We start from the raw sequence: 25,194 nt of genomic DNA on the forward strand, positions 1-25,194 counted from the left end.
CTCCGGGTCCTCCGCACGGAGGCCGGGGCGGCGGGACGGCGGGACGGCGGGGCGGTGGGCGCTCAACCGTCCGGCTCGGGCGGCGGGCCCGCCGGGACGGCCGGTGGGTCAGCGGTCCGTCTCCGGGGTGCCCGCCGCGGTTCCGGGTGCGCCCCGCAGCCGTGCCTCGGCGACGGCGGCCATCCGGCGTCCCTCGGCCGAGCCGGAGCGCCCGGCGAGGTGCGCCAGCAGATGCACCGTGCTCTCCCACGCCGGGCGGTGCGCGGCGTCGTGGGCGGTCAGACGGCCGTAGGCCGCGGCGGCGACCGAGCACGCGCGCGCGGCCGCCAGGGGCCCGCCGTGCGGCGCGGGGGCCTCGACCAGCTTCGCCGCGAGGGTGAACATCGCCGAGGCCAGCTCCTCCAGCCGGGCCGCGGGCAGAGCGTCTAGGCCCACCGCGTGCGAGGCCCACTCCAGGCATGCGGCCACGTCGCCGCGGACGTTCAGAGCCAGTTCCACCAGGCCGAGCGCGGCATCGGGGTGCCCCGCACGGGCGCCGAGGGTCCACCACCGCTCGGCCGCCGCGAAGTCCCGGCGCCCGAAGCACCGCGCCCCGAGGCGGAACGCCGACTGCGCCTCCCCGGATTCGGCCGGAGCGCCCGTCATGAAGGTCGTGCCGGAGGTCTCCGCGTCGCGCACGGCGCCCGCCTCCTGACGCAGCGCGTCCAGGCGCAGCGCGGCCCGCTCCCACCACCCCTCGCCCTCGCCGTCCCGGCCGGAGCGGAGCAGGAGGAGCCCCAGGCAGAAGGCGCCGAAGGCGTCTCCCGCCTCGGCCGCCCGGCGCAACCACCGCTCCGCATCGTCGAGTTCGCCCTGCTGCATACGGCTGACGCCGACCCGCACCGCCGCCTGTGCGTCGCCCTCGTCCGCGGCCCGGGCGAACAGTTCGTCCGCCTCCTCCTGCCGGCCCTGCCGCTGGAGCAGAACGCCCAGGTTCTGCGTCGCGTTGGGCGCCTTCTGCCCGCCGGCCAGCCGCCACACCGACTCCGCCCCGGCCTCGTCGCCCCGCCGCTCCAGCACGGCCCCGAGCCCCACGGCGGCCACCCAGTCGCCGACGTCCATGCCCTGCCGGAAGCGGCACTCCGCCTCGTCGAGGTCCCCGCGCAGCAGGGCCATCACCCCGAGGTTGTTGTACGCGGGGGACACACGGCGGGCCGCGGCCCGTTCGTACCAGGCGACGGCGCCGGGCCGGTCGCCCAGATCCTGGAGCAGCCGTCCGAGGGCGTAGGCGGCCGGCCCGCTGCCCGCGTCGGCCGCCTTCCGGTACGCCGCCGCGGCCCGGGCCGGGTCGCCGCTCCGGGCCAGGGCGTCACCACGCCGTACCAGGTCAGCGGCCCCCGGCGGCTCCGGTTCGGGCGCGGGCACGGAGGGCACTGTCATGATCGCCCGCCCGTCCTCCGTGAGGTGCGCCACGACCTCGAACCGCTGTCCCTCCGACGGCACTTCGGCCGGATGACGGTCCGGGTTCCGGGGGTCCCAGTGATCGGGGTGCACGTGGTGCACCGGGGCGGGCTCCGGTGCGGCACCCGCGCTGAAGCGGCTCAGACCGGACGCCGCCGTGACGGTGAGGTCCCAGTGGGGTCGCAGGATCCGCCCCGCACACTCGATCTCCGCGTGCAGCCGCCAGTGCACCCAACGCCGGTCGTCGGTCACGGGCGCGCACACCAGCAGCCCGCTCGCTCCCGGGGCGACGGTCAGAGGGAGGACGGCGGCCCCGCCCAGGGAGACCGCGGCGACCGGATGCCCGTCCAGGTCCAGCGCGATCCCGGGGCTGCGCAGTCTGCGGTACGCCTGCACCGCCCGCTGCACCGACTCCAGCAGGTCCGCGCTCATCACCATGTCCGGCATCCGCGGCCGCGCCGAGCTGACACCGTCCGCCGACAGCGGCCGACGATCCGTCACCTCCGCGTGCAGGGACCGCACGACGACCTCGTCGGGGCCGGTCGGGGACACGGACAGGAGCAGGTTGTGGCCGGTCAGCGGGATCCGCACCGCCTCGGCGGAGTGGTCGGCCAGTCCGGGCGAGGCGATCAGCGTGAGCTGGCTGTGCACGGCGAGGGACAGCTCGAACGGCGCGTCGCCGGGAAGCGCGCGCACCGGGACGCGGCGGACCGGACGGTGCATCTCGTACACCGCCGTGCCCCGGCTCTCGACGCCTCCGGCCCCGGCGGGCGGCACCTGCGCGGGTGGCGCCTCCGGCACGGGCGCCGACGGTGCCGGCGCTCCTCCGTCGCCGCCGCCCGGGACGGAGGCCGGGGCCGGCGGCCCGCCGGGGGCGGCCGAGGCGCCGGAGGCCGCATCCGCCGCCACGGGCACAGGTGCTGCCGCGGCAGCGACCGCGCTGCCGGGCGGTGTCCGCCGGATCCGCCCCCCGGCCACCGCGGACAGTGCCGCCACCGCCGCGTACGGCGGCCACGCCCTTACACCGAGGGCGCCGAGCACCCCGCCCCCGGCCAGCAGGGGGAGCCCGGTGCCGAGGGCCGTGGCAAGCCACCGGTGCGCGGCCGTCATCGGGCGCCGCCGGGTGTGCGGGCGGCGGTGAGGAACTCCGAGCCGTGCAGGTCGACCCGGGTGCTCCCGGTGCGTCCGGCGGACGCCCAGTCGAGCCACAGCACCCAGCGCACCACCCCGCGGTCCACGGTGACCTGGACGTCGAGGACCTCCGACTCGTCCGCCGTCAGACGGTAGGGGAAGTCGCTCTCCGCCAGGGCCCGCACCTCGGGCGGCTCGGGGTCGAGCCGCACCTCGAACCGGCGTACGGGGACCTCGGCCGCGTGCCGGGCCAGATCGCCCGGCAGGTCCTCGCGGGAGACCACCTCGGCCCGCATCTGCGTCAGCACCACGGCCGCCGTCCCGGTCGCGGTCACGACGACCCGGACCGTGTGACCGCCGGCCGGCACGTCGGCCGTGCGGTCCCCCAGGTCCACCGTGACGTAGTCGTGGTCGCGGATGTGCACCGCGACGGCCACCGGGTCGGGCTCGGCCGTCCCCGCGCCGGCCCGGCGCCGGGCGAGGGCGTCCTGGACCTGGCGGGGCGCCTGCTGGGTGAGGTACGTGGTCGCCGCGGCCGCCGCGACACCGCCCGTCCACGCCAGCGTCCGGCCGGGATCCCAGAGGAGGGCCGCCCCGGCCCCCGCGGTCAGCGCCCCCGCCGTCGCACCCCACCACAGGACGCGGCGGCGCGCCTCGGTACTCGGCATGTGTCCCCCCGATCCCCCCGGCGGGCCGCGGCCGTCCGGGGTCCACGACCCTATGCCGAAGCGGTCGGCGGAGGAGGCGGGTCCGCGGAAGCGTGCCACCCAGGGCCGAAAAGGAGTGGTCGCAGGACCGCCGGGCCGCAACACTCGGCGGACGGCTGGTCGTCTGCCACGCGGGCCTTCCGGAGAAGTACCACGGCCGCACCTCCGGCCGGGTGCGCTCGCACGCGCTGTACGGCGACACCACGGGCGAGACGGACGAGTTCGGCCTGCCCGTGCGCTACCCGTGGGCGGAGGACTACCGGGGCAGGGCGGCCGTCGTCTACGGCCACACCCCCGTCCCGGAGGCCACCTGGCTCAACAACACCGTCTGCCTGGACACCGGCGCCGTCTTCGGCGGCAAGCTGACCGCGTTGCGCTGGCCGGAGCGGGAACTCGTCGACGTACCGGCCGAGCGGGTCTGGTACGAGCCGGCCCGGCCGCTGCGGTCCGAGGCGCCGGGCGGGCACGAGGGACGCCCGCTGGACCTGGGCGACGTGCAGGGCCGCCGGGTGGTGGAGACCCGCCACGCGGGCCGGGTCTCCGTCCGCGAGGAGAACGCGGCGGCGGCCCTGGAGGTCATGAGCCGCTTCGCGATCGACCCGCGGCTGCTGCCGTACCTGCCGCCGACCATGGCACCGACGGCGACCTCGCACGTCGAGGGGTACCTGGAGCACCCGCAGGAGGCGTTCGCCCAGTACCGGGAGGACGGTGTGGCGCGGGTCGTGTGCGAGGAGAAGCACATGGGCTCGCGCGCGGTGGCGCTGGTGTGCCGGGACGCGGAGGCGGCGCGCGGGCGGTTCGGGGCGGACGGCCCGACCGGCTCGCTCTACACCCGCACCGGCCGTCCGTTCTTCGACGACCCGGAGACGACCGAGCAGATCCTCGGCCGGCTGCGCACGGCGATCGGCGAGGCCGGCCTGTGGGACGAACTCGCCACCGACTGGCTGCTGCTGGACGCCGAGCTGCTGCCGTGGTCGCTGAAGGCGGCCGGACTGCTGCGCACGCAGTACGCGGCGGTGGGCGCGGCCGCCGGGGCGGCCCTGCCGGACGCGCTCGCCGTGCTCGACGGCGCCACCGCCCGCGGCGTCGACGTCGCGGACCTGCTGGGGCGCCAGCGTGAACGCGCCGCGGACGCCGACGCGTTCACGGCGGCCTACCGGCGCTACTGCTGGACCACGGACGGCCTCGACGGCGTGCGCCTCGCACCGTTCCAGATCCTGGCCGTCCAGGGACGCAGCCTCGCCGGACTGCCCCACGACGAGCAACTCGCCCTGACCGACCGCATGGTGGAGCACGACGGCACCGGTCTGCTGCAGACCACCCGCCGCCTGTACGTCGACCCGGCCGACCCGGAGTCGGTGCGGGCGGGTGTCGACTGGTGGCTGGAGATGACCGGCCGCGGCGGCGAGGGCATGGTCGTCAAGCCGCTGGGCGCGCTGGTGCGCTCCGCGGGGGAGCAGGGGCGCCTGCTCCAGCCGGGCATCAAGTGCCGCGGCCGCGAGTACCTGCGGATCGTCTACGGCCCCGAGTACACGCGCCCGGAGAACCTGGCCCGGCTGCGGCAGCGGTTCCTCCGCCACAAGCGGTCGCTGGCGGTCCGGGAGTACGCGCTCGGTCTGGAGGCCCTGGACCGGCTCGCCGGCGGCGAGCCGCTGTGGCGGGTGCACGAGGCGGTGTTCGCGGTACTGGCACTGGAGTCGGAACCGGTGGACCCCCGGCTGTGACCCGGGTGCCCGCCGTCCCGGCGGCGACGGGCACCCGCCGCACCACCGCCCCTCACCCCACCAGCCGGAGACGTCGGTCGCACACGCCGACGCGTACCGTCTGGCCCCAGGTCAGTTCCACGGCGTCGGACTCCATGCCGTCACCGAAGACGACGAGGCGCTCGGACTCGGCGGTGAGCTCCAGGCGCCGGGACGACGGGAGTTCGCCCGCCACCAGGGAGGTGCCGGTGGCGGGGGAGGGCCAGGCCTCGCGGACGAACCACAGCAGCCGGTCCTCCGCGGGTGCGGGCAGCGGCAGGCCGCCGCCCCGCTGCTGCCAGAGCGACCGGATCCACCCGGTCGCCCCGGTGCCCGTGCCCACCAGCACCCCCGAGGAGGCCTGGGACTCGACGGCACCCCCGTCGCCGTCGAATCCCAGGCGGTAGCGGGCCGTCCGGTGGCCCGCCGCTCCCACGTAGACCTCGTTCAGCGCGACCAGCCGCTGGGTGTCGTCCGCCACCGCCTCGACCATGGTCAGCTCGCTCGCGCCGGTGCCGCGGGCCGGGACGGCGGGCAGCAGGGCGGCCGCGTCCCGCGGGCGGTGGCGCACCAGCACGCCCGCGTTGCGCCCGGGGTCGGTGTCGATGCCCACCACCGGCTGCCCGGACAGGTACTTGGCCGCGTTCGCCACCAGCCCGTCCTGGCCGACGACGACCACCACGTCCTCCGGCGCGAACAGGAAGCGGTCCAGGTCGGCCCGCTCCACCCGGGTCCGACGCCAGGCCAGTGGCACGGCGGCGGCCACCTCGGCCAGCGCCCGCCGGGTGCGGCGGTGCCGCTCGGCGACCTCCCCGATGTCCCGGCCCCGGGAGGACAGGAAGAAGGCGGCCTGCCCGTGGGTGCCGTGCCGGGCCACCAACTCCTCGTACTCCGTGGTGCGATGGACCAGCACGGCCCGCGGTGCGAGGCTCATGCCCCGGGCTCCGGGTCCGGCCGCGCGGCGCCGCCCAGCCGGGCCAGCAGCCCGGTCAGCACGTCCGGCGAGACGGTCACGCTGTCGATGTGCGGGAGGTTCTCCGCCAGACGCGTCCCGGTGAGCGCGTGCAGGGTCGCCACGTCGACCTCGCCGTGCACCCGCAGCCACGCCGCCTGCGCCTGTGCCCGCGCCTCGCCCACCTCCCGCGCGGCCTCGGCCTCGGCGCGGGCCATGCGCACCGCGCGCGCCGCTTCCGCCGCCGCCAGCCGCTCGGTGCGGGCGGCCTCCGCCTCGGCCAGCCGCACCGAGCGGGCCGCCTCCGCCGCGGCGCGCACCCCGTCCGCCGCGGCCAGCTCCTCGGCCTCACGGCGGGCGTTCGTGCCCCGCTGCTCGACCAGCTGCTCCTCGCGCCGGGCCAGTTCGATCCGGCTGGCCAGCTCGTTCTCGGCGATGGCGCGCTCCCGCTCCACGGCCACCGCCCGGCGCTCGTAGGTGGCCCGGTCGGCCTCCTGCTGGATCAGCTCCCGGGCCGGGGTGCGCAGGGCGCGCTCCACCTCCGGCTCCGGGCGCAGGGCGCCCACCCGGACAGCGACGACCTCGATGCCGGTGGCCGGGAGCCGGGGGTCGGCGGCCAGCCCCGCGGCGACCCGCTCGCGGACCGCGCCCACCCCGTCGGCCAGCGCGGCCGACAGCGGGGTGCGGGCCAGGAGGGCGAGCGCGTGCTCCTGCGCGGTCTCGGTGAGCAGTGTGCCCAGCTGCTCCAGGGGCGCGCCCCGCCAGACGCCGGTGTCCGGGTCGATGGAGAAGTCCAGGCGCTCGGCGGCGAGCGCCGGGTCGCCCACCCGGTAGGTGACCGTCGCCTGCACCGTGACGTCCTGGAAGTCGGTCGTGCGTGCGTGGAAGGTCATGGCCAGCTCGCGGTCGTCGACCGGGATCTCGGACAGGGCCGCGGTGAGCGGGTGGAACCAGAAGCTGAGCCCGGTGCCGTCGTGGACCAGCCGGCCCGCGCGGTGGTGCCGGACGTGCGCCGTGGGCGCGCCGCGCAGATGGCGCCGGCCGAGGCGCCGGGTGATGTCGGCCATGGGACCCCTCCCTGTTTTCTCGTCTGTCTGACGATAATCCGGAGCCGCGCTTGTCGTCAAGCAGACGAAAACAAGCGTTCACGGAAACGCGCGAGGCGGGGGTGAACCGGTGTTCCGGTGGTCAGGATGGAGGCATGGGACTGCATGTCGACTCCGAGGCCGGGCGGCTGCGCCGCGTCATCCTGCACCGGCCGGACCTCGAGCTCAAAAGGCTCACCCCCAGCAACAAGGACGCCCTCCTCTTCGACGACGTGCTCTGGGTGCGCCGGGCGCGCGCCGAGCACGACGGGTTCGCCGACGTGCTGCGCGACCGCGGGGTCGACGTGCACCTCTTCGGCGACCTGCTGACCGAGGCGCTGGAGATCCCGGCCGCCCGGTCCCTCGTCCTGGACCGCGTCTTCGACGAGAAGGAGTACGGCCCGCTCGCCACCGACCACCTGCGCGCCGCCTTCGAGACGCTGCCCGCGCCGGAGCTGGCGGAGGCCCTGGTCGGCGGCATGACCAAGCGGGAGTTCCTCGAGGCGCACCCGGAGCCGACCTCCGTGCGCTTCCACGTGATGGACCTCGACGACTTCCTGCTCGGCCCGCTGCCCAACCACCTCTTCACCCGCGACACCTCGGCCTGGATCTACGACGGCGTCTCCATCAACGCGATGCGCTGGCCGGCCCGGCAGCGCGAGACGGTGCACTTCGAGGCGATCTACCGGCACCACCCCCTCTTCCGTGGCGAAACGTTCCACGTGTGGTCCGAGGGGCAGGCCGACTACCCCTGCACCATCGAGGGCGGCGACGTGCTGGTGATCGGCAACGGCGCGGTGCTCATCGGGATGAGCGAGCGGACCGCGCCGCAGGCCGTGGAGATGCTCGCGCACAAGCTGTTCGCCGCCGGGTCCGCCCGGACGATCGTGGCGCTCGACATGCCCAAGCGGCGCGCCTTCATGCACCTCGACACGGTGATGACGATGGTCGACGGCGACACCTTCACCAAGTACGCCGGACTCGGCATGCTCCGCTCCTACACCATCGAGCCGGGCGGCGCCGACAACGAGCTGAAGGTCACCGACCACCCGCCGGAGCACATGCACCGGGCCGTCGCCGCCGCGCTGGGGCTGAGCGAGATCCGGGTGCTCACCGCGACGCAGGACGTGCACGCCGCCGAGCGCGAGCAGTGGGACGACGGCTGCAACGTCCTCGCGGTCGAGCCGGGCGTCGTCGTCGCCTACGAGCGCAACTCCACCACCAACACGCATCTGCGCAAGCAGGGCATCGAGGTGATCGAGATCCCCGGCAGCGAGCTGGGCCGGGGCCGGGGCGGCCCGCGCTGCATGAGCTGCCCGGTGCAGCGGGACGCCGTGGGCGGCTGACGGGCTTCGGGGGCGTACGTGCAGGGGGTGCGCAGGGGGGCGGGGGGTCTGGACGGGCGCGGACCCGGTGGAGAGGAGCCGGGGGGCGGGGTCGGGGGGCAGTGGTGAGGGCCACGGGCGACGGGGCGCATAGAAATGTCGAATGTCGTATAGAATTTCAGAGATCCTCGTCCCTGACCCCCGTTGGAGCGCCCCCATGGCGACAGTCCCGACCGCACTCGCCGGCCGCCACTTCCTCAAGGAGCTGGACTTCACCGAGGAGGAGTTCCGCGGGCTGGTCGGGCTGGCCGCGGAACTGAAGGCGGAGAAGAAGGCCGGGACCGAGACCCCCCGCCTGCGCGGCCGGAACATCGCCCTGATCTTCGAGAAGACCTCGACCCGGACCCGCTGCGCCTTCGAGGTCGCCGCCGCCGACCAGGGCGCCTCGACGACGTACCTCGACCCCTCAGCATCGCAGATGGGCCACAAGGAGTCGGTCAAGGACACCGCGCGGGTGCTCGGCCGGATGTTCGACGCGATCCAGTACCGCGGCGACAGCCAGGCCGCCGTGGAGGAGCTCGCCGCGCACGCGGGCGTCCCCGTCTACAACGGGCTCACCGACGACTGGCACCCCACCCAGATGCTCGCCGACGTGCTCACCATGACCGAGCACTGCCCCCGGCCGCTCGGCGGGACCGCCTTCGCCTACCTCGGCGACGCTCGCTTCAACACGGGCAACTCCTACCTGGTCACCGGCGCCCTGCTCGGCATGGACGTGCGGATCGTCGCCCCGAAGGCGTACTGGCCGGCGCCCGCCGTCGTCGAGCGCGCCCGGGAGCTCGCAGCGGCCTCCGGCGCCCGCGTCACGCTCACCGAGGACGTCGCCGCCGGGGTCGCGGGCGCCGACTTCGTCGCCACCGACGTCTGGGTCTCCATGGGAGAACCGAAGGCGGTCTGGGACGAGCGCATCGAGGCCCTCGCCCCGTACGCCGTGACGATGGACGTGCTGCGCGCCACCGGCAACCCGGACGTGAAGTTCCTCCACTGCCTGCCCGCCTTCCACGACCTCGGCACCGAGGTGGGCCGGGAGATCCACGCCCGGCACGGCCTGGACTCCCTCGAGGTCACCGACGAGGTCTTCGAGTCGCCGCACTCGGTGGTCTTCGACGAGGCCGAGAACCGGCTGCACACGATCAAGGCCGTCCTCGTCGCCACGCTGGCCGGACCGCCCGTATCCTGACCGCCGGCCCGGAGCCATCCCCTCCGCGGCCGCCCGCGACAGATCCGTCGCCCCCCCCGCACCACAGAAACGAGCACCACCCCGCATGCCCGCTCCCGGCACCACCCCCCGCTCCGCCCCGCGCATCAAGTCGCCCGCACTCCTGGTCGCCGAATCCGGCGCCGACCGCGAGGGCCACGGCCTCAAGCGCACGATGGGCCTGTTCCAGCTGATGAGCTTCGGCGTCGGTGCCATCGTCGGCACCGGCATCTTCGTCGGCCTGTCGGACTCGGTCGCCCAGGCGGGGCCGGCCGTGGTCGTGTCCTTCGTGCTCGCCGCGATCACCTGCGTGTTCACCGCGTTCGCCTTCGCCGAGCTGGGCGGCGCGATACCGGTGTCCGGCTCGTCGTACTCCTTCGCCTACGCCGGCCTCGGCGAGTCGACGGCCTTCCTCGTCGGCTGGTGCCTGCTGCTGGAGTACGGCGTGTCCGTCTCGGCCGTCGCGGTCGGCTGGAGCCAGTACGTCAACGAGCTCCTCGACAGCCTCACCGGATGGCACCTGCCCGCGGTCCTCTCCGCCGGGCCCGGCGACGGCGGGGTCGTCAACCTCCCCGCCGTGATCGTCATCGCGATGGCCTCCGTGCTGCTGGTGCGCGGGGTGCGGGAGAGCGCCCGGGCGACCGCGGCGATGGCCGTGCTCAAGCTCGTCATCCTGGTGCTGTTCTGCGCCATCGGCTTCAGCGCCTTCAAGGACGGCAACCTGACGCCGTTCTCCCCGGCGGGCCTCGGCGGCATCGGCGCGGGCACCACGGCCGCGTTCTTCTCGTACATCGGCTTCGACGCGATCACCACGGCCGGCGAGGAGGCGAAGAACCCGCGCCGGGACATCCCGGTCGCCATCCTCGTCTGCATCGGCCTGGTCACCCTGCTCTACTGCGCGGTCGCGCTCGCCGCCATCGGCGCCATCGGCGGCGACCAGGTCGGCGGCCGGCCCGCCGCGCTCAGCTACGTCGTCAACGTCGTGACCGGCTCCTCCGCCGGCGGCGCGGTCATCGCCTTCGGCGCCGTCGTGGCCATCGCCTCGGTCGTCCTGGCCGTGATGTACGGCCAGACCCGCATCCTGATGTCGATGTCCCGCGACGGCCTCGTGCCCCGCGTCTTCGAGAAGGTCTCGCCGCGCACCTCCACCCCGGTGGCCGGCACGCTGATCGTCGCGATCGTCTTCGCCCTCCCGGCCGCCTTCGCCTCCCTGGATTCGGTGGTCAACCTCTGCACCATCGGCACCCTCGCCATCATGGCCGTCGTCAACATCGCCGTGATCGCGCTGCGCCGCCGCGAGCCGGGCCTGGACCGCAGCTTCCGGGTGCCGCTCTACCCGGTGATGCCGGTGCTCGGCGTCGCCTTCTGCCTGTACCTGATGTACGAGACGGGCTGGACGACCTGGCTCCAGTTCGCCGGGTTCCTGGCCGCCGGCCTGCTGGTGTACGTCGGCTACGGCCGCCGCCACTCCCGGCTCGCCACCGGGCAGGCCGCGAGGGACGACGCCGGCGCGGCCGACGGCGCCGAGGTCACGGACGGTGCCGCGACCGCGACGCGGACAGCCTGAACCACACCGCCTTGCCCGACGCGGTCGGGCGGTGGCCGCAGGAGGAGCTGAGGGCGCGGATCAGCAGCAGGCCGCGCCCGTTCTCCTGCCAGGGATCCGGGGCGGACAGCTCCGGGCGGGTCAGCGCGCCGGGCGGCGCCGGGTCGGGGTCGTGCACCTCGACGTGGCAGCCGCCCGGACGCAGCTCCACCACCAGTTCTATGGGCCCCTTGCCCGCGGTGTGCTCCACCGCGTTCGCCACCAGCTCGGCGGTGAGCAGCTCCGCGGTGTCGCCGTCGGCCGGGTGCTCCAGCCCGGTCAGCGCCGTCCGGACCAGTGCGCGGGCCACGGGCACGGCGGACGCCGAGTGCGGCAGCGCGACACGCCAGGAGGCGGAGGCGGAGGGGTGTTCGTGCAAGGCGTGTCCGTTCGTGGCGCAGGGCGTCCCGGTGAGCACCATCAGGCTGCCCCGCTCTCGATCTCAGGAATGGTACGGCGCCCGCCGGTGAAGCCGCCGGGTGGGCCCCGTCCGGGGTACCGACCCCGGCACCGGACGGCTTACCCCGCTGAGCGGACACGCTCCCCCGGCGCATCCGGTCGTTACCGCGCCATCGACGACCTGTGACGAAGTGACGGACGCGGCCGGATCCGGAGCGTGTATCGCGTACTCGTGACGACAGTCACAGACAGGTGATAACTTCGGAGGGAGAGCTCGAGCGAGGCAGTCCCCCGAGGAGGCCGCACGTCATGAGTCCCTTCACCGGCTCCGCCGGCCGCACCTCCGCCTGGCGCCACCTGCGCGTCGAGACCACCGACGGAGTGGCGACCGTCACGCTCGCCCGCCCCGAGAAGCTGAACGCGCTCACCTTCGGCGCCTACGCCGACCTGCGCGACCTGCTCGCCGAGCTGTCCCGCGAGCGGTCCGTCCGCGCGCTGGTGCTGGCCGGCGAGGGACGCGGCTTCTGCTCCGGCGGCGACGTCGACGAGATCATCGGCGCCACGCTGGCCCTGGACACCGCCGGACTCCTCGACTTCAACCGGATGACCGGGCAGGTCGTGCGGGCCGTGCGCGAGTGCCCCTTCCCGGTGATCGCCGCCGTGCACGGGGTCGCGGCCGGCGCCGGGGCCGTGCTCGCCCTGGCCGCCGACTTCCGCGTCGCGGACCCCTCGGCCCGCTTCGCCTTCCTCTTCACCCGCGTCGGCCTCTCGGGCGGCGACATGGGCGCCGCCTACCTGCTGCCCCGTGTCGTCGGCCTCGGCCACGCCACCCGCCTGCTCATGCTGGGCGAGCCGGTGCGCGCCCCCGAGGCCGAGCGGATCGGCCTGATCAGCATGCTCACCGAGGAGGGCGACGCCGACCAGGCCGCCCAGGACCTCGCCCGCCGGCTCGCCGACGGCCCCGCCCTCGCCCACGCCCAGACCAAGGCTCTGCTCACCGCCGAACTGGACATGCCCCTGTCCGCCGCGGTCGAGCTGGACGCCGCCACTCAGGCGCTGCTGATGAACGGCGAGGACTACGCCGAGTTCCACGCCGCCTTCACCGCGAAGCGGCAGCCCAAGTGGCAGGGGAGGTGACCCGGTCGTGAGGGTCGCGGTCATCGGCGGAGGCCCCGGCGGACTGTACGCGGCGGCGCTGCTCAAGCGCCTCGACCCCGCCCGAGAGATCACCGTCTGGGAGCGCAACGCCCCGGACGACACCTTCGGCTTCGGCGTCGTGCTGTCCGACGAGACGCTCGGCGGCATCGAGCACGCCGACCCGGCGGTCTACCAGGCACTCCAGCGGGACTTCGTGCGCTGGGACGACATCGACATCGTCCACCGCGGCGCCCGGCACACCTCCGGCGGCCACGGCTTCGCCGCCCTCGGCCGGCGTCGGCTGCTGGAGATCCTGCACGAGCGCTGCCGCTCCCTCGGCGTCGAGCTGCGTTTCCGCGAACAGGCGCCGCCCACCGGAGACCTGGCCCGGACGTACGACCTGGTGATCGCCGCCGACGGAGCCGGCAGCGCCACCCGCGAGGCCTGGGCCGACCGGTTCGGACCCCGGATCACCGCCCACCGCTGCCGATACATCTGGCTGGCGGCCGACTTCGCCCTCGACGCCTTCCGGTTCGAGATCGCCGAGACCGAGCACGGCGTCATGCAGCTGCACGGCTACCCGTACTCCCGCCCCTCGCCCGACCGCCGCCCCTCGACGAGGTCCGGCGGACCGCAGGACCACTCCGCCTCCACCGTCATCGTCGAGATGCGCGAGGAGGTGTGGCGCGCGGCCGGCTTCGACGAGCTCGACGAGCAGGAGTCCGCCGCCCGCTGCGCCAAGATCTTCTCGGACACCCTGGGCGGCCGCCCGCTGCGCTCCAACAAGTCCGCGTGGACCACCTTCCGCACCGTGGTCACCACGCACTGGTCCTCCGGCAACGTCGTGCTGCTCGGCGACGCCGCCCACACCGCCCACTTCTCCATCGGCTCCGGCACCAAGCTCGCCGTCGAGGACGCCCTCGCGCTCGCCGCCTGCCTGACCGAGCAGCCCGCGCTCGCCCCCGCCCTCGCCGCCTACGAGGCCGAGCGCAAACCGGTCGTCGCCTCCACCCAGCGGGCGGCCCGCGCCAGCCTGGAGTGGTTCGAGGACCTCGCCCTCCACCGGGACCAGCCGCCCCGCCAGTTCGCCTTCAACCTGCTCACCCGCAGCCGCCGCGTCACCCACGACAACCTGCGCCTGCGCGACGCCCGCTTCACCGACTCCGTGGAGCGCGAGTTCGGCTGCCCGCCGGACACGCCCCCGATGTTCACGCCCTTCCGGATGCGCGGACTGACCCTGCGCAACCGCGTCGTCGTCTCCCCGATGGACATGTACTCCGCCGTCGACGGCGTCCCCGGAGACTTCCACCTCGTGCACCTCGGCGCCCGCGCCCTCGGCGGCGCCGGGCTGGTGATGACGGAGATGGTGTGCGTGAGCCCCGAGGGGCGCATCACCCCGGGCTGCGCCGGCCTCTGGACGGGCCGGCAGGCCGAGGCGTGGCGGCGGATCGTCGGCTTCGTGCACCGCCAGGCGCCCGGCACCGCGATCGGCGTGCAGCTCGGGCACAGCGGGCGCAAGGGCTCGACCCGGCTGATGTGGGAGGGCATGGACGAGCCCCTCCCGGAGGGCAACTGGCCGCTGGCGGCCGCCTCCCCGCTGCCGTACACCCCGCGCAGCCAGACCCCGCGCCAGCTCACCCGGGCCCAGCTCACCGATCTGCGCGGGCAGTTCACCGAGGCCGCCCTGCGCGCCGCCCGGGCCGGCTTCGACCTGCTCGAACTGCACTGCGCCCACGGCTACCTGCTCTCGGGCTTCCTCTCACCGCTCACCAACCACCGCACCGACGCCTACGGCGGCTCCCTGGAGCGGCGGATGCGCTTCCCGTTGGAGGTGTTCGACGCCGTCCGCGCGGTGTGGCCGGAGGAACGGCCGATGACCGTGCGCATCTCCGCCACCGACTGGGCCGAGGGAGGCACCACGGCCGACGACGCCGTGGAGATCGCCCGCGCCTTCGCGGCGCACGGTGCCGACGCGGTCGACGTCTCCACCGGGCAGGTGGTGGCCGGGGAGCAGCCGGAGTTCGGGCGGTCCTACCAGACGCCGTTCGCCGACCGCATCCGGCACGAGACCGGCGTCCCGGTGATCGCCGTCGGCGCGATCTCCTCCTGGGACGACGTCAACTCCCTGATCCTGGCGGGGCGTACGGACCTGTGCGCGCTGGGCAGGCCCCACCTCTACGACCCGCACTGGACGCTGCACGCGGCCGCCGAACAGGGCTACACCGGCCCCGGCGCCGTCTGGCCGGAGTCCTACCGGGCGGGCAGCCGCCGCCCTCAGACCGGCCGCCTGGACGCTCCCAGGCCCCGGCTCGCCCTGGACGGGTGAGGCCGCCGGAATGCGCGGTTCCGGTCACACGCCTTCCACGCGATTCGCACGGTTCCCCTACCGCCTGTTCAGCGCGGTCTGGCTACGTTCGGACGGTTGATGCGGAAGACGGAGAGAAACCGAGACTGCGATGAGTGACACAAGGCCCTTCCCCGAGCCTCCCGGGTACGACTACGGCCGGCCCCCGGCCCCGGAGCCCTGGCACGCGGAGCCCGCGTACCCGCCCGCCGGTGCCGGCCGCCCGCGCCGCGGGGACGACGGGTCGGGCACCCGGCGCACCGCTCTGGCCATCCACACGATCGCCGACGTGGCGGCGGCGTTCCTGGCGCTGTGGATCGTCCTGTACCTCTTCGGGGCCAACCAGGGGAACGTCTTCGTCGGCTTCGTCCAGGACGTGGCCGGCGCCCTGGCCTGGTGGTCGCAGGACATCTTCACGATGGACACGGAGAAACTCCGGGTGATCCTGAACTACGGCCTGCCCGCGGTGATCTACCTGGCGGCCGGACACGGCGTGGCGGCCCGGCTGCGCCGCTTCTGAGGGCATGCGGCAAGGCCCCTCACGTTGCGGGGAGGGGGTCCGTACGGTCCGTACGGACCCGCCCCTCACGCCCTCATGAGCTCCGGCCCCACGAACTCCGCCCCCGCGTCCCGCAGCCGCGCGTGCAGCCCCCGGAAGACGGCGGACGAGCGGACGCCCGGCCAGTCGGCGGGCAGCAGTCCGGCGGGCAGGCCCGGGTCGGCGTAGGGGAGGTGGCGCCAGGAGTCCAGGGCCAGCAGGTAGTCCCGGTACGCCTCCTCGGGCGGTGTGTCCGGCCGCCGCTCCCAGGCGTGCAGCACCCGCGCGTGCCGGTCGAGGAACTCCTCGTGCTGCGCGGCGATCGCGGGCAGGTCCCACCAGCGGGCGACCGCCTGCGCCGTCGGCGTGAACCCCAGGTGCTCGCCGCGGAAGAGGTCCACGTAGGCGTCCAGGTGCAGCCGCCGCAGCGTGTGCCGGGTCTCCTCGTACAGACGGGCCGGGGCGATCCACACGCCGGGGGCCGCGGTACCGAAGCCGAGCCCGGACAGCCGGGAGCGCAGCACGTGCCGCCTCTGCCGCTCCGACTCCGGCACCGAGAAGACGGCGAGCACCCAGCCCTCGTCCCCGGGCGGCGCCGGCCGGTAGATGCGGAGGTCGCCGTCGTCGAGCAGCTGCCGTGCCTCCGGTGAGAGTTCGTATCCGGCGGCGCCCTCCGCGGTGCGGGCCGGGACGAGCAGCCCGCGCCGCTTCAGCCGGGACACGGAGGAGCGCACCGAGGGGGCGTCCACCCCGACCGCCGCCAGCAGCCGGATCAGCTCGGCGACGGGCACGGGTCCCGGCGCGAAGCGGCCGTACGCTCCGTAGAGCGTGACGATGAGGGATCTCGGGGCGTGTTGCGGATGCTGCTCGGGCACGGTGATCATGTTAGGTCGTCGGCGTCACTGCCCCTCGCCCGCGGCACGCAGCCGGAACCGCTGGAGCTTGCCGGTGGCCGTGCGCGGCAGCGAGTCCAGGAAGACGATCTCCCGCGGGCACTTGTACGGCGCCAGCTCCTCCTTGAGGTACGTGCGCAGCGCGTCCTCGTCCCGGTCGGCCCCCTCCTTCAGCACCGCGTAGGCGACCACGACCTGGCCCCGCGCCGCGTCGGGGCGTCCGACGACGGCGGCCTCGACCACGTCCGGGTGGCGCAGCAGGGCGTCCTCCACCTCGGGACCGGCGATGTTGTACCCGGCCGAGATGATCATGTCGTCGGCGCGGGCGACGTAGCGGAAATAGCCGTCGGGGTCACGGACGTAGGTGTCGCCGGTGATGTTCCAGCCGCCGCGCACGTAGACCCGCTGGCGCGGGTCGGCGAGGTAGCGGCACCCGACCGGGCCCTGGACGGCGAGCAGACCGGGCTGTCCGTCGGGCACCGGCTCGCCCCGCTCGTCCTGCACCCGGGCCCGCCACCCCGGCACCGGCACGCCGGTGGATCCCGGGCGCACCGCCTCGTCGGCGGCGGAGATGAAGATGTGCAGCAGCTCCGTCGCCCCGATGCCGTTGACGATGCGCACCCCGGTCCGCTCGTGCCAGGTGTGCCAGGTCGACGCGGGCAGGTTCTCCCCGGCCGAGACGCAGCGCCGCAGCGAGGAGACGTCGTGGCCGTCCAGCTCGTCCAGCATGGCGCGGTACGCCGTCGGCGCGGTGAACAGCACCGAGACGCGGTGTCCGGCGATCGCGGGCAGCAGCTGCCGCGGGCCCGCCTGTTCGAGCAGCAGGGCGCTGGCGCCGGCCCGCAGCGGGAACACCACCAGGCCGCCCAGGCCGAAGGTGAAGCCCAGCGGGGGACTGCCGGCGAAGACGTCGTCCGGGCGGGCGCGCAGCACATGGCGGCCGAAGGTGTCGGCGACGGCCAGCACGTCCCGGTGGAAGTGCATGCACCCCTTCGGTCGGCCGGTGGTGCCCGAGGTGAACGCGATCAGGGCCACGTCGTCGGCCGCGGTCTCCACGGCCGGGAAGGGCTCATCGGGCGCGGGGCGGCGCAGGAGGTCGTCCGGGGCGTCGGCGCCGAAGGTGGTGATGCGCAGGCCCGGCACGTCCGCCTTGACGAGGTCGTCGACGGCCCGGACGTCGCACAGCGCGTGCCCGATCTCGGCGATCCCGCACATCGTGGCCAGCTCGTGCGGCCGCTGCTGGGCCAGCACGGTGACGGCCACCGCGCCGGCTTTCAGGACGGCCAGCCAGCAGGCGGCGAGCCACGGGGTGGTGGGGCCGCGCAGCAGTACCCGGTTCCCGGGGACGACGCCGAGGTCGCCGGTGAGCACATGGGCGATGCGGTCCACGCGGGCGCGCAGGTCGCCGTAGGTCCACGCCTCCCCGTCGGCGGTCCGGAAGGCCGGACGCGCGGAGTCGGTGCCGGCCAGGAGCTCGGCGGCGCAGTTCAGCCGGTCCGGGTAGTGCAGCTCGGGGAGGTCGAAGCGGAGCTCGGGCCACTCCTCCTCGGGCGGCAGGTGGTCGCGCGCGAAGGTGTCGACGTGGGCCGAGATCGCCGGCCGTCCGACGACGTCCCTGCTGGGTTCCATGGCGGTTCGCCCCCTTGTCGTGGTGGGCTCGCACGAGGAGCGTATCGTGTTGGTGACGACAGTCAACGGTGCGCGATAACGTGGATCGGGGGGAGGGCGGCCCGCACGGTTGTCCGCCCCTCGCCCGGCGGTCGCGCCGGGCCGGGCGCGGGGTTCGCCCGGGAGGCCACGGGGGAGTCTCCCGGGGCGGCCCCGTGGCCCGGCGCGGCCCGTGCGCTCCGCATGGTCGGAGCGCTCCGTGCGGGACGGGGTCCCCGGTTCCCTGGAGGACAGGGAGGCCCGACCGGAGGGGCGGGGTCCCGAGGCTCGACGAGAGAGGACCGGCAATGCCCGTATTCGCGCTCGAACCGGAACGGGCCGAGTGGTGCGCGCAGTTGCGCACCCAGGCCGCCCGGCACCTGCTCCCGCTCGCGGAGAAGGGCGAGCCCGGCCACGTCAACCGGCCGCTCGTCGCCGAGCTGGGCCGACTCGGCCTGCTGGAGCGCCTGTTCACCTCCGGCGCCCTGGACCTGTGCCTGATGCGCGAGTCCCTGGCCCGCGTCTGCACCGAGGCCGAGACCGCTCTCGCACTCCAGGGACTGGGCGCCCACCCGGTCCACGCGCACGGCACCCCCGCCCAGCGCGAACGCTGGCTGCCGCGGGTCGCCGGGGGCAGCGCGGTCGCCGCCTTCGCCCTGAGCGAGTCCGGCGCCGGCTCCGACGCGGCCGCGCTGTCCCTCGCCGCCCGGCCGGACGGTCCCGGGCGCTGGCGGCTCACCGGTGAGAAGTGCTGGATCTCCAACGCCCCCGAGGCCGACCTCTACACCGTCTTCGCCCGCACCACCCCCGACGCGGGGTCCCGCGGCGTCACCGCCTTCCTGGTCCCCTCCGACCGGCCCGGACTCACCGGCAGCGCCCTGGAGATGCTCTCCCCGCACCCCATCGGCGCCCTCCACTTCGACGACGTCCCGGTCACCGCGGACGACGTGCTCGGCGAGACGGACCGCGGCTTCCGGGTCGCCATGGGCACCCTCAACCTCTTCCGCCCCAGCGTGGGCGCCTTCGCGGTCGGCATGGCCCAGGCCGCCCTGGACGCGACCGTCGGGCACACCGCCCGGCGGGACGCCTTCGGGGGCCGTCTGAAGGACCTCCAGTCGGTCGCCCACCGGGTCGCCGAGATGGCGCTGCGCACCGAGGCCGCCCGCCTGCTCGTCTACGCGGCCGCGTCGGCGTACGACGACGGCGACCCGGACGTCCCCCGGCGCGCCGCGATGGCGAAGCTGCTCGCCACCGAGACCGCGCAGTACGTCGTCGACGCGGCCGTGCAGCTGCACGGTGCCCGCGCCCTGCGCCGCGGCCACCTCCTCGAGCACCTCTACCGCGAGGTGCGCGCGCCCCGGATCTACGAGGGGGCGAGCGAGGTGCAGCGCGGCATCATCGCCAAGGAGCTGTACGCGGCCCACGCCACCACCACCGAGGAGAGCGCCCCATGACCGCCGAGCGCATCAACCCGCCCGAGCTGTCCCCACCCGCCGGCTTCTCGCACGCGGTCCTCGCGAGCGGTTCCCGGGTGCTGTTCCTGGCCGGCCAGACCGCGCTCGACGGGGACGGGAAGGTCGTCGGGGACACCCTGCCCGAGCAGTTCGAGCGGGCGCTGGCCAATCTGCTCACCGCGCTGCGCGCCGCCGGCGGCACCCCCGCCGACCTGGCACGGGTCACCGTCTACGCCACGGACGTGGCCGCCTACCGGGCCCATGCCCGCGACCTCGGCCGCCGCTGGCGGGAGCTGGCCGGCCGCGACTATCCGGCGATGGCGGTGGTGGAGGTCGTCCGCCTGTGGGACGAGCGGGCGATGGTGGAACTCGACGGGTTCGCCGTGCTGCCGTAGGGCCGGCCCTGCCGTCGTCCCGGAGCGTCGTCCCGGGCCGTCGTCGCGAGCCGCTCGGCGGGCACCCGGTGCGGTGCCACGACGCGGCCGTCGGGGAGCAGTTCGCCGGTGTCGTCGAAGACGACGGACCCGTCGCACAGCAGGCTCCAGCCCTGCTCGGGGCGGGCCGCCACGACGTGCGGAGCGCGGGCGTCCGCGGCGGGGCACGAGGGCTGGTGGGAACACATGGCGCACCTCCACGTCGGCCGGACCGGCCGGTGCGGCCGTCCGTGGCACCGACCATGCTCCTGCCGCGGCCCGGGGGGAACGGCCCGCCGCCACGCGTGACAGGACGGGGACGATTCCCGGACCGTTCCCCGACGGGTGGTGCGGACTCGCCACCGAAGGAGTGAGGATCACGGCCCGGGGCGTCGGCGCCGGGTACGAGTGGAATCTCCCATTCCAGTCTTCTCCGGAGGTCCGTCCATGTCCCTGCGCCCCGTCTGCGCCGCCCTCGGCACGGCCGCCGCCGTCCTGCTGCTCGCCGCCACGGCGGCCGGTCCCGCGTCCGCCGCCCGCACGGAGGGCGTCACCGTCGATCCCGCCGGCCGTCTGGCCGCGGACGGCACGGTCACCCTCTCCGGCACGTACCGCTGCACCGGCGCCACCGGCCCGGTCTTCGTCAGCTCCTCTGTCAGCCAGGACTCCGCCCAGGACGGCATGGTGCTGCGGCAGGGCGTCGGCGGCACGCGGGCCGTGTGCGACGGCGCCGTGCACCGCTGGACGAACTCCGGCATGCCCTCGGCGAAGACGCTCACCCCGGGAACCGCCGGCGTCGAGGCCACCCTGATGGAACTGCGCACCGACAGCGGGCTGCCGCTGCCCCACTTCCACGCGACACACACGCAGGACGTGACGCTGACGCGCGGCTGACCCTCCCGGGGCCCGGCCGTCCGGCGGGCGGTCCCGCGGAGCCCGCTCGGGGGGTGCGCCACGGGACCGCCCGCCGCGCGGCGAAGCTCAGTCCAGCTGCCAGAGGGCGTAGTTCGCGATCAGCATGACGAGTCCCCCCAGAGCCATGGCGGCACCGAGGAACCGCAGGATTCCGGGCGACCCGAACAGGCCCGCCCGCTGCGGCTGTCCGAAGAGGTCTCCCGTCGGGTTCCGTATCGCCTGGGCCCTCCGACGGCTCGTCTGCGCCCTGCGCGTGGTGATGCCGCGCACGTCGAACGCCCAGCTCAGTCCGCACCACAGCGCGACGAGCCCCGCCGGCAGGAACACGACGGAGAACACGAGCGGTTGCCCGCCGGCTCGGGAGGCCAGGTCGTCCATGGTGCAGGGATTCCTTTCGCGGAGGACGGGCTGCCGCTCCCGACACTTGGAGCAAGGGGAGCCGTACGGGGGGTCGTTGATCGTAACCTCACGCGAACCGGGCCGGCCGGACCCCGCCGGCCCGGCAGGCGCCGGGACGCTCCCGGCGCCGGACCCCCTGCGGCGGAAGACCTCCCCACTGGGGGGACGGGGACGGCGCGGTGATCGGCCGGCCCTCGCCCCGGTCGCGGTACGTCACGGGGAAGGGATCGGACGTGTACCGGGACAGGCCGGACGACGCGTCGTGGCGGAACGGAACGCCCGACCGCAGGGACACCGGCAGGTGGTCGCGGCCGGTGGCGAGGGTGAAGGTGACGTGCCCGCCCCTGCTCGCCGCGGCGTGTTCGCCCCGGCGGCGGCGGACCCGAGGTGCCGTGGTGGGCCGCAGCGGCTACCGGCCGTGATGGGTCACAATGATGTGACGAGCATTCATTAAATCTCCAACCATCTTCACCGGGTCCCCACTTCCTGCCATGCTGCTCCGGCTGAGATCGGAATCAACAAGGGGGCCCCTCGCATGGACGACATCCAGCCCACCGTCGACTCCAGCCGGAACATCCACGTTCCGGTGGGAGGCGCCGTCGCGCCCGGCACCGCCGGCGCTCCCGCCGCGATCCGCCCGCCCGGCCTGGCCATGAAGCGCCGCGGGCCCGTCGCGGTGTGGCTCGGCCTGCCGCTCGTCACGCTCGGGATCTATCACCTGGTCTGGTACTACAAGATCCACAAGGAGCTTGCGGAGTTCGACCGCCGCCGAGTGCTCAGCCCGGCGGGAAGCCTGCTCGTCATGATCTTCCTCGGCTGGACGCTGATCGCCCCGCTGGTCTCCTTCCACAACACCGGGAAGGCCATCGCGAACGCTCAGCGCGCGGCCGGTCTGCCGGTGACGTGCAGCCCCGCCGCGAGCACCTGGCTGACGTTCGTCTTCGGTCTGAACATCTGGTACATGCAGCGCCAGCTGAACCTGGTCGTCGACGCCTACCCGGGCGTCGCGCCGGGCGTCGAGGTGTCTCTGGCGGCCTGAGCCGGTCCCGGCCCGGCGCCGAGTTCCAGGGGAACCGCCGGATCCCTCCGCCGCCCGCACCGAAGCGGCTCGGAAGGGCTCCGGCGGCATCCGTCCCTCAGATGTCCCGGAACGTCTCGATCTGCGCGCCGATCGAGTTGAGGCGCTCGGCGAGGTCCTCGTAACCCCGGTTGATGACGTACACGTTGCGCAGTACCGACGTGCCCTCCGCCGCCATCATCGCCAGGAGGACGACCACGGCGGGGCGCAGGGCCGGCGGGCACATCATCTCCGCGGCGCGCCAGCGGGTAGGGCCCTCGACCAGGACGCGGTGCGGGTCGAGCAACTGCAGTCGCCCGCCGAGGCGGTTGAGGTCGGTCAGGTAGATCGCACGGTTGTCGTAGACCCAGTCGTGGATCAGCGTCTTGCCCTGCGCGGCCGCCGCGATGGCCGCGAAGAACGGGACGTTGTCGATGTTCAGCCCGGGGAACGGCATCGGGTGGATCTTGTCGATCGGCGCCTCCAGCTTGGAAGGCCGGACCGTGAGGTCCACCAGGCGCGTACGGCCGTTGTCCGCGAAGTACTCGGGGCTGCGGTCGTGGTCGAGGCCCATCTCCTCCAGGACCGCCAGCTCGATCTCCAGGAACTCGATCGGCACCCGGCGCACCGTCAGCTCCGACTCGGTGACGACGGCGGCGGCCACCAGGCTCATCGCCTCGACCGGGTCCTCGGAGGGGGAGTAGTCCACGTCGGCGTCGATCGAGGGCACGCCGTGCACGGTGAGCGTGGTGGTGCCGATGCCCTCGACCCGGACGCCGAGCGCCTCCAGGAAGAAGCACAGGTCCTGGACCATGTAGTTGGAGGAGGCGTTGCGGATGACGGTGACGCCGTCGTGGCGGGCGGCCGCCAGCAGCGCGTTCTCGGTCACCGTGTCGCCGCGCTCGGTCAGCACGATCGGGCGGTCCGGGCGGACGGAGCGGTCCACCACCGCGTGGTACTGCCCCTCGGTGGCCGCGACGTCCAGCCCGAACCGGCGCAGCGCGATCATGTGCGGCTCGATGGTCCGGGTGCCCAGGTCGCAACCGCCCGCGTAGGGCAGCTTGAAGCGGTCCAGCCGGTGCAGCAGAGGGCCGAGGAACATGATGATGGAGCGGGTGCGGACGGCGGCCTCGGCGTCGATGGCGTCCAGGTCGAGTTCGGCCGGGGGCACGATCTCCAGGTCGGTGCCGTCGTTGATCCAGCGGGTGCGGACGCCGATGGAGCCCAGGACCTCCAGGAGGCGGTAGACCTCCTCGATCCGGGCCACGCGGCGCAGCACTGTGCGCCCCCTGTTGAGGAGCGAGGCGCACAGCAGTGCCACGCACGCGTTCTTGCTCGTCTTCACGTCGATGGCGCCGGAGAGCCGGCGGCCGCCGACGACCCGCAGGTGCATCGGGCCGGCGTAGCCGAGCGAGACGATCTCGCTGTCGAGGGCCTCACCGATACGGGCGATCATCTCAAGGCTGATGTTCTGATTGCCGCGCTCGATGCGGTTGACGGCGCTCTGGCTGGTGCCGAGCGCCTCGGCCAGCTGCGCCTGTGTCCAGCCCCGGTGTTGGCGGGCGTCACGGATGAGCTTGCCGATGCGTACGAGGTAGTCGTCTGCCATGAGGCCGAGGTTATCTCAGATATGAGATGGCACATTCTGAGGGGGGCCGAACGGGTGATGCGCTGTCAACGGCGCTTCTCCGTGTGGGTCCGACGCCACCCGAAAGGTCCGGGCAGATCCATCGATGTCGTACGACGTCCCGTGCTGCTGTGTGTGTGGCGGGGGCCGTGCTTGCCGCCTCCGGTGGTGATGGACCACGAATGCTTGTTGATGTTGAGCTGGACTCCGGGGAGGATCCGGAAACTCTTGCGGAACGTGAGCGGCATGCGCGCTTCCCTTCGGGACCGTGGCGCCGGTGTCCGGCACTGCCGGGGGGGGTCCGGCCCACGTCGGATACCCCCGTTCGGCCGACTGATGGCCGAACTCCGTTTCCCGGGGCGGGAAATCGCCCCGGGTGCCCGTCCGGCGTCACCGTCACCCAGCGTCGCGGTCACCGCCGTCACCCCGGCGCCCGCCACGCCGGCGTGCAGCGCCAGGACAGCCGGCGCCTCGGCCGCGCGCCGGGCAGGGTCGCGCGGGCGGTGTGCGCGACGTCGGGGAAGCCCGACGCCGCCGGCCGGGTCCGCGCCGTCACGGACGCGGGGCGGGGTGGCCGGCGGCCCCGGTCGCGGAGCAGGCCGATGGCCGCCTTCGGCGGGATCGCCGCGGCGCCGAGCAGGTGGTCGCCCGGTGGCGCGGCGCGGTACGGGCCGAAGACCACCGGCGTCCCGCCGGGCGCGAGAGCCCCGCGGAAGGCGGTGAGGGCCCCGGCGAGCGGCAGGTGGTGCAGGGCGGCGACGCGGGTGAGGACGTCGCGGAGGCCGGCGGGCGGGACGCGCGGTGCGTCGCCGCGGGTGAAGACGTCCGGGGCGGCCGCCGGAGTGGGCTCGCGGGCGCGGGCGGCGATCTCCGGGCCGCTGTCGACGCCGTGCGCCACGCGGGCGCGGGTGGCCGGCCGCCGGGCCAGGTCCCGGTGCCCGAGCCCGCGTCCAGGGCGGCGCGGCCCGGGCGCCGGGGGAGCTGCCGCGGGATCCACGGGTGGCAGTGGGCGTTGTGGTCCCAGGGGTGGGCCATGTCGAAGCGGTCGAGCGCCCGCAGGGCGCGGCGGGAGAGGGCCCTCGTCCTCCGGCCCCGTCGGCGGACGCGGTCCGCATCACGATCGGGGCCGGTCGACATGGCGTCGGT

General features: G+C 74.6%; 21 protein-coding genes and 2 pseudogenes. 11 read left to right on the forward strand and 12 right to left on the reverse strand.

What is annotated here, in order from left to right:
- Window positions 1–108 precede the first annotated feature (108 nt).
- Entirely contained in the window at window positions 109–2,241 is a 2,133-nt protein-coding gene (locus P3H78_RS07175; protein WP_276107967.1) for a tetratricopeptide repeat protein, read from the reverse strand.
- A gap of 305 nt (window positions 2,242–2,546) precedes the next feature.
- The gene (locus P3H78_RS07180; protein ID WP_276107968.1) at window positions 2,547–3,239 is read right to left on the reverse strand and encodes a hypothetical protein; all 693 of its coding nucleotides are present in this window, start codon (window positions 3,237–3,239) and stop codon (window positions 2,547–2,549) included.
- A gap of 146 nt (window positions 3,240–3,385) precedes the next feature.
- On the opposite strand from P3H78_RS07180, the pseudogene P3H78_RS07185 reads away from it, so the two are divergent.
- A pseudogene (locus tag P3H78_RS07185) lies at window positions 3,386–5,002 on the forward strand (polynucleotide kinase-phosphatase); the annotation flags it as partial.
- A 52-nt stretch (window positions 5,003–5,054) separates the two neighbouring features.
- Here P3H78_RS07185 and P3H78_RS07190 read toward each other — a convergent pair.
- Window positions 5,055–5,954 carry a hypothetical protein gene (locus P3H78_RS07190; RefSeq protein ID WP_276107969.1) on the reverse strand — a complete coding sequence of 300 codons (900 nt, stop codon included), beginning with the start codon at window positions 5,952–5,954 and terminating at the stop codon, window positions 5,055–5,057.
- Window positions 5,951–7,039 (reverse strand): SPFH domain-containing protein, encoded by a 1,089-nt coding sequence (locus P3H78_RS07195; protein ID WP_276107970.1) that lies wholly within the window; start codon window positions 7,037–7,039, stop codon window positions 5,951–5,953. The genes P3H78_RS07190 and P3H78_RS07195 overlap by 4 nt, the downstream gene beginning before the upstream one ends.
- A gap of 134 nt (window positions 7,040–7,173) precedes the next feature.
- Here P3H78_RS07195 and P3H78_RS07200 point away from each other — a divergent pair, with 134 nt between their 5' ends.
- From P3H78_RS07200 to P3H78_RS07210, 3 genes are all read left to right on the forward strand, one after another.
- Entirely contained in the window at window positions 7,174–8,403 is a 1,230-nt protein-coding gene (locus P3H78_RS07200) for an arginine deiminase (protein ID WP_276107971.1), read from the forward strand.
- Window positions 8,404–8,599: 196 nt separating this feature from the next.
- Entirely contained in the window at window positions 8,600–9,622 is a 1,023-nt protein-coding gene (gene argF, locus P3H78_RS07205; protein ID WP_276107972.1) for an ornithine carbamoyltransferase, read from the forward strand.
- Window positions 9,623–9,707: 85 nt separating this feature from the next.
- The gene (locus tag P3H78_RS07210) at window positions 9,708–11,207 is read left to right on the forward strand and encodes an amino acid permease (RefSeq protein WP_276107973.1); all 1,500 of its coding nucleotides are present in this window, start codon (window positions 9,708–9,710) and stop codon (window positions 11,205–11,207) included.
- Here P3H78_RS07210 and P3H78_RS07215 read toward each other — a convergent pair.
- Window positions 11,170–11,646 (reverse strand): ATP-binding protein, encoded by a 477-nt coding sequence (locus P3H78_RS07215; protein ID WP_276107974.1) that lies wholly within the window; start codon window positions 11,644–11,646, stop codon window positions 11,170–11,172. The two genes, P3H78_RS07210 and P3H78_RS07215, sit on opposite strands and share 38 nt — an antisense overlap.
- A gap of 287 nt (window positions 11,647–11,933) precedes the next feature.
- On the opposite strand from P3H78_RS07215, the gene P3H78_RS07220 reads away from it, so the two are divergent.
- From P3H78_RS07220 to P3H78_RS07230, 3 genes are all read left to right on the forward strand, one after another.
- On the forward strand, window positions 11,934–12,761 hold the full coding sequence (locus P3H78_RS07220) for an enoyl-CoA hydratase family protein (protein WP_276107975.1): 828 nt from the start codon (window positions 11,934–11,936) through the stop codon (window positions 12,759–12,761).
- 7 nt (window positions 12,762–12,768) lie between these two features.
- Window positions 12,769–15,087 (forward strand): bifunctional salicylyl-CoA 5-hydroxylase/oxidoreductase, encoded by a 2,319-nt coding sequence (locus P3H78_RS07225; protein ID WP_276107976.1) that lies wholly within the window; start codon window positions 12,769–12,771, stop codon window positions 15,085–15,087.
- A gap of 130 nt (window positions 15,088–15,217) precedes the next feature.
- Window positions 15,218–15,625, forward strand: coding sequence for a hypothetical protein (locus P3H78_RS07230; RefSeq protein WP_276107977.1), 408 nt, complete (start codon window positions 15,218–15,220; stop codon window positions 15,623–15,625).
- A 65-nt stretch (window positions 15,626–15,690) separates the two neighbouring features.
- Here the strand turns inward: P3H78_RS07230 and P3H78_RS07235 are convergent, their stop codons facing one another.
- Together P3H78_RS07235 and P3H78_RS07240 are read right to left on the reverse strand one after the other, a co-directional pair.
- On the reverse strand, window positions 15,691–16,527 hold the full coding sequence (locus P3H78_RS07235) for a PaaX family transcriptional regulator (protein WP_276107978.1): 837 nt from the start codon (window positions 16,525–16,527) through the stop codon (window positions 15,691–15,693).
- Window positions 16,528–16,542: 15 nt separating this feature from the next.
- On the reverse strand, window positions 16,543–18,165 hold the full coding sequence (locus tag P3H78_RS07240; RefSeq protein ID WP_276107979.1) for an AMP-binding protein: 1,623 nt from the start codon (window positions 18,163–18,165) through the stop codon (window positions 16,543–16,545).
- 326 nt (window positions 18,166–18,491) lie between these two features.
- On the opposite strand from P3H78_RS07240, the gene P3H78_RS07245 reads away from it, so the two are divergent.
- Together P3H78_RS07245 and P3H78_RS07250 are read left to right on the forward strand one after the other, a co-directional pair.
- Window positions 18,492–19,637 carry an acyl-CoA dehydrogenase family protein gene (locus P3H78_RS07245; RefSeq protein WP_276107980.1) on the forward strand — a complete coding sequence of 382 codons (1,146 nt, stop codon included), beginning with the start codon at window positions 18,492–18,494 and terminating at the stop codon, window positions 19,635–19,637.
- Window positions 19,634–20,032: a RidA family protein gene (locus tag P3H78_RS07250; protein WP_276107981.1), complete on the forward strand. Its 399-nt coding sequence runs from the start codon at window positions 19,634–19,636 to the stop codon at window positions 20,030–20,032. The genes P3H78_RS07245 and P3H78_RS07250 overlap by 4 nt, the downstream gene beginning before the upstream one ends.
- Window positions 20,033–20,067: 35 nt before the next feature.
- On the opposite strand, the pseudogene P3H78_RS07255 reads toward P3H78_RS07250, so the two are convergent.
- Window positions 20,068–20,259: pseudogene (locus P3H78_RS07255) on the reverse strand (DUF5999 family protein); the annotation flags it as partial.
- A gap of 238 nt (window positions 20,260–20,497) precedes the next feature.
- Here P3H78_RS07255 and P3H78_RS07260 point away from each other — a divergent pair.
- Window positions 20,498–20,944 (forward strand): DUF6299 family protein, encoded by a 447-nt coding sequence (locus P3H78_RS07260; protein ID WP_276107982.1) that lies wholly within the window; start codon window positions 20,498–20,500, stop codon window positions 20,942–20,944.
- Window positions 20,945–21,031: 87 nt separating this feature from the next.
- Here the strand turns inward: P3H78_RS07260 and P3H78_RS07265 are convergent, their stop codons facing one another.
- On the reverse strand, window positions 21,032–21,343 hold the full coding sequence (locus tag P3H78_RS07265) for a hypothetical protein (protein ID WP_276107983.1): 312 nt from the start codon (window positions 21,341–21,343) through the stop codon (window positions 21,032–21,034).
- A gap of 556 nt (window positions 21,344–21,899) precedes the next feature.
- Between P3H78_RS07265 and P3H78_RS07270 the strand changes: the two genes are divergently transcribed.
- Window positions 21,900–22,403 (forward strand): DUF4234 domain-containing protein, encoded by a 504-nt coding sequence (locus P3H78_RS07270; protein WP_276107984.1) that lies wholly within the window; start codon window positions 21,900–21,902, stop codon window positions 22,401–22,403.
- A gap of 97 nt (window positions 22,404–22,500) precedes the next feature.
- Here P3H78_RS07270 and P3H78_RS07275 read toward each other — a convergent pair whose 3' ends face one another.
- From P3H78_RS07275 to P3H78_RS07285, 3 genes are all read right to left on the reverse strand, one after another.
- The gene (locus P3H78_RS07275; protein WP_276107985.1) at window positions 22,501–24,030 is read right to left on the reverse strand and encodes a helix-turn-helix domain-containing protein; all 1,530 of its coding nucleotides are present in this window, start codon (window positions 24,028–24,030) and stop codon (window positions 22,501–22,503) included.
- Window positions 24,031–24,095: 65 nt separating this feature from the next.
- Window positions 24,096–24,296 carry a DUF4236 domain-containing protein gene (locus tag P3H78_RS07280; protein WP_276107986.1) on the reverse strand — a complete coding sequence of 67 codons (201 nt, stop codon included), beginning with the start codon at window positions 24,294–24,296 and terminating at the stop codon, window positions 24,096–24,098.
- Between the two features lie 173 nt (window positions 24,297–24,469).
- Window positions 24,470–25,045 (reverse strand): class I SAM-dependent methyltransferase, encoded by a 576-nt coding sequence (locus tag P3H78_RS07285; protein ID WP_438827918.1) that lies wholly within the window; start codon window positions 25,043–25,045, stop codon window positions 24,470–24,472.
- Between the last annotated feature and the right edge of the window lie 149 nt (window positions 25,046–25,194).

It is taken from the genome of Streptomyces tropicalis, from assembly GCF_029269835.1.
Taxonomy (GTDB): Bacteria; Actinomycetota; Actinomycetes; order Streptomycetales; family Streptomycetaceae; genus Streptomyces; species Streptomyces tropicalis.